General features: G+C 65.6%; 6 protein-coding genes. All 6 read right to left on the bottom strand.

Features of this window, described 5'->3' with window-relative positions; all coding sequences use genetic code 11:
* Positions 1-210: ferritin-like domain-containing protein (locus JHC99_RS17750; RefSeq protein WP_292155997.1), on the bottom strand; the 210-nt coding region annotated here is incomplete at its 3' end.
* 191 nt (positions 211-401) lie between these two features.
* Positions 402-1628, bottom strand: coding sequence for a tRNA 2-thiouridine(34) synthase MnmA (gene mnmA, locus JHC99_RS17745; protein WP_292155996.1), 1227 nt, complete (start codon positions 1626-1628; stop codon positions 402-404).
* 30 nt (positions 1629-1658) lie between these two features.
* Complete coding sequence (locus tag JHC99_RS17740) at positions 1659-2003, bottom strand: type II toxin-antitoxin system RelE/ParE family toxin (RefSeq protein ID WP_292155995.1); 345 nt, start codon at positions 2001-2003, stop codon at positions 1659-1661.
* Positions 2003-2242, bottom strand: a complete 240-nt coding sequence (locus JHC99_RS17735; protein WP_292155993.1) for a hypothetical protein — start codon at positions 2240-2242, stop codon at positions 2003-2005. Before JHC99_RS17735 ends, JHC99_RS17740 begins: the two co-directional genes overlap by 1 nt.
* Positions 2243-2330: 88 nt before the next feature.
* Positions 2331-2615 (bottom strand): DUF1153 domain-containing protein, encoded by a 285-nt coding sequence (locus JHC99_RS17730; RefSeq protein ID WP_271144668.1) that lies wholly within the window; start codon positions 2613-2615, stop codon positions 2331-2333.
* A 173-nt stretch (positions 2616-2788) separates the two neighbouring features.
* The coding region (flgE, locus tag JHC99_RS17725; protein WP_292155991.1) for a flagellar hook protein FlgE at positions 2789-4215 on the bottom strand (1427 nt) is incomplete at its 5' end.

Here is a 4215-nt window from a genome sequence, read left to right as displayed (position 1 = left end):
GTTGGGCAGGCCGTCGAGGAACAGCACGCGCTTGATCAGCATGTCGGCGTGCTTCATCTCGCCGATCGACTCTTCGTAGATGATGTTGCCGAGGTGTTTCAGGCCCCAGCTCTCGAACATCCGGGCGTGCAGGAAATACTGGTTCACGGCCGTCAGCTCATTGGTGAGCACCGTGTTGAGCAGGCGGATGATCGCGGGATCGCCCTTCATGGCCATGGTCCTTCGTCTCGGGTCGGCGGATCGAGGAGGCGATTCCGCTGGATGGCATCGTGTAGCACAGGAAATCGGGCCGTGGGGTCTTGCGAGTTTTTATCAGTCGAGGCGAGAATGAGTTGCAGTGTTCGCTACAGTCTACCGTCCGGCATTGAGTATTGATCGCAACGCCGACTGACGTGCGAGCATCAGGCGACTGACGTGGTGGTCGCGATGAAGCCGCCGCCCAGCAGGCGGTCGGGGTCGGCCGGATCATAGAGGGCGCAGGCCTGGCCGGGCGCGACGCCTTCTTCGCCGGTGTCGAAGGCGACGCCGACGACACCGTCCGACAGGGTCAGGCGGGCGGGGGAGGGCGGCCGGGTCGAGCGAACGCGGGCCAGAACGGGAGCGTCGGCGGCGGCTGCGGCCTCAATCGACGCCTCGTCGCCGAGCCAGTTGGTCTCGTCCAGGGTCAGGGCAGCGGTCAGCAGGGCCTCGCGCGGGCCGACCACGACGCGGCGATGCTCGGGTTCCAGCCGGGTGACGAACAGGGGCTCTCCGACCGCGACGTTCAGGCCCCGGCGCTGGCCGATGGTGTAGTCGGTGATGCCGGCGTGACTGCCCAGAACGCGGCCGTCCATGTGGACGATCTCGCCGGCCTCGCGCCCCTGCGGCCGCAACCTGTCGATCAGGGTGCGATAGTCGCCGTTGGGGACGAAACAGATGTCCTGGCTGTCCGGCTTGGCCGCGATCTTCAGGCCCAGTTCGGCCGCGACGCCGCGCACGGCGGGCTTTTCCAGACCGGCAAGGGGGAAGCGCAGATAGTCCAGCTGGTCTCGCGTGGTGGCGAACAGGAAATAGGACTGGTCGCGCGACGGATCGATAGCCTTGCGCATCTGGACCCGGCCGTCGGCGACGACAGCGCGTCCGACATAGTGGCCCGTCGCCATGGCGGCGGCGCCGAGATCGCGGGCGACGTCGAGCAGGTCGCGGAACTTGACCGTCTGGTTGCAGCGGATGCAGGGCACGGGCGTCCGGCCCGCCAGATAGGCATCGGCGAACTGATCGATCACGGCATCGCGGAACCGGCTCTCGTAGTCGAGGACATAGTGGGGGATGCCCAGGGTCTCGGCGGCCAGGCGGGCGTCGTGGATGTCCTGACCCGCGCAGCAGGCCCCCTTCTTCTTCAGGGCCGCGCCGTGGTCATAGAGTTGCAGCGTGACACCGACGACATCGTAGCCCGCCTTGTGCAGCAGGGCCGCGACCACGGTGGAGTCCACCCCGCCCGACATGGCCGCCACGATGCGCGATCCGACCGGCAGTCCGACCGCCGCGCGCGCGGCCTCGACCGCTGCATCCATGTCGGGGACGGCGATGTCGGGCAGGGGGCAGAAGGGCTCGGCCAGGATGTCGGCGGCGGGGGTCATCGCGGCCATATAGGCGCAAAGCCGCGCGATTTCGAGGCGTCAGGGCTTTGTGGCCTGGTGAGGCAGATCCATGGCGTCATGGAGGACGCGTATGACCCGCAGAAACTCGTCGTCATATGTGTAGACGATCAGGTGCCGCGGCGGCCGAACTCGAGGGGGCAATTGGCGGAAAAAACGCAGATGATATGTCCATGCTCCGCCGAGAACGTCTTCGTGAGTTTTGGCGGCTCGCTTAGCCGGTTCCTCTGCCAGGCTGGCGATCCCGGCGATGATGAGGTTACGGTAACCAACCGCAGCCTCGTCGCCAAAGGTCGTTCTGCTGGTTCTGGCAATGTCGATGATATCTCGCCTTGCTTGCGGCGCGACATCGACTGTCCGGCTCATCAATCGTCCAGGCCGAGCGTTTCGCCCCAGGCCTCAAGGTCATCGACTCGAATGAACTCGCCGCGTTCAAATTCGTCGAGCCCGACCTTGATCTCGGTATTGAGGGCGTCCAACCGCTCCTGCCAGTCCGTGATCAGGGCTTCAAAGACCGCGTTCCGGTCCTGGAATCCGTCCGGTCGCACGAGGCCGTCGATATACTCGATCATTGGATCAGGCAGGGTGACGGTCAGGTTGGCCATGCGGCGAGAATATGCCGAAAGCTCTCAAACGACAACGGCCGCGCCCTTTGCGGGGCGCGGCCGTATGCAGATGTCATAGGGCAGAGGCTTAGGAGCGGTAGCTCTGGATGCGCGTGGTGCGCAGGCCCTGCATGCCCCATTTGTCGATCGCCTTCTGCCAGGCGATGAACTCCTCGGCCGTCAGCCGGTACTGGCTCAGCGCGTCCTCGAGGCTGAGGAGACCGCCGCGTACGGCGGCGACCACCTCGGCCTTGCGGCGGATGACCCATCGGTCGGTATTGGGTGGGGGAAGGTCCCGCAGAGTCAGCGGGGTGCCGGTCGGTCCAACCACGTATTGTTCGCCTTTTCCGTTCAGGCGTCGCTCTTGCAACATGGGCTTTTGCCTCATTCACCACCACATTCGTGACGGTCAATGTACCCAGTCGCACCTAAAGGCCGTTTAAGCGTCGTGGTGAAGGAAAGGATAAAATCCAGACCCTCCAGACGACGTCGAACGACAGTATTAAAGCGACGATTCATTGAGACTAACGATTACTTACCGGGCGATCAGCGTTTGATGCTGATCAGTTCGGCCAGCATCTCGTCGGCCGTGGTGATGATCTTGGACGACGCCGAATAGGCGCGCTGAGTGGTAATCAGGCCGGTGAATTCGGCCGACAGGTCGACGGTCGAGGCCTCGAGCTGTGACGCGCCGACCAGGCCGGCACCGCCGGTGCCGGGGGCCTTGAGGTTGTAGGTGCCCGAGCCCTGGCTGACCCGGAATGCGTTGGAGTTGGCGGCGGTCAGGCTGTCGGGGCTAGGGAAGGTGGCCAGGGCGACCTGGGCGATCTTGCGGGTCACGCCGTTGTCGAAGATGGCGGTGACGAAGCCGCTCTCGTCGATCTCGATGTTCGACAGGTTGCCGAAGGCGGTGCCGTTCGTGATGACGGCCTGGACCACCGAGTCCGAGTCGTACTGGCTGAGACCGCCGGCCGAGGCGTTGAGATCGAAGGTCACGACCTGGTCGTCGATGCCCAGTCCGTCCGCCCATTTGACCTCGCCCGCGCCGGGAGCGGCGTTGTTCGAGGCACCGAAGGTCAGGGAGGCGGTGGTGACATCGGGGAACAGGGCGGCCGCGCCGAGGGCGGTCATGGCGTCGACGTCCAGGCGGCCGTCCTGGGTGAAGGCGACCAGGCCTGTCTTGAGCTGGCCGTCGCTCAGGGGGGCACCGGTGATGACGTCGCTGGCCGGCACGGCACGAATCTCGGCGTACCACTGGTTCGGGGTCGCGCTTTTCAGGAAGGAGATGGCGACGGTGCGTTGGCCCCCCTTGGAGTCCGACACCGGGACGGTGAGTTCGAAGTCGGGCTTCACGCCCGCGCCGGTCTCGGGATCATATTGCGCCATGGAGTTGGTGGTCGGGTCATAGCGACCGGCTGCGGCAGGATCGGCCGGGTTGGCAGCAAAGGCGGCGGCGGCGGTGGCCTCGGCCGAGACGGCCTGGCTGGACTTCAGGTTGGCGTTCAACTGGGCGCGGGTCGTGGCCTCGGCCGTGCCGCCGACCGAGCCGACGTTGATCGCCTTCAGCTTGCCGAGGTCAGAGGGGTCGGTGAGGATGACGCCCTCGGAGTCGACCGGCCAGCCCTGCAGATAGAGGCCGGCGGTGTTCTTCAGGTATCCGAAGTTGTCGACCCGGAAGGCACCGGCCCGGGTGAACAGGCGCGCATCACCGGCGTCGATGCCCTCGGCGCGTTCGGTCGTGACGAAGAAGCCCTGGCCCGAGATGCCCAGGTCCGTCGACTCGGTCGTTCGCTGGAGCTGACCGGCCTGGCTGATGAAGTTGCGGGTGTTGGCCAGGACGCCGCCGGCCGAATAGCCGGTGCCGCGCGTCTGGGAGTTGACGACGGTCGAGAACTCCGAGGCCGTGCGCTTGTAGCCCACGGTGTTCACGTTCGCGATGTTCTGCGAGATCGCGGCCAGGGCGGCGGAGTTGG

Source organism: Brevundimonas sp. (assembly GCF_016463485.1).
GTDB lineage: Bacteria > Pseudomonadota > Alphaproteobacteria > Caulobacterales > Caulobacteraceae > Brevundimonas.
Note: the sequence above shows the minus strand (reverse complement) of the source record. Positions and strands in the feature narration are given on the sequence as shown.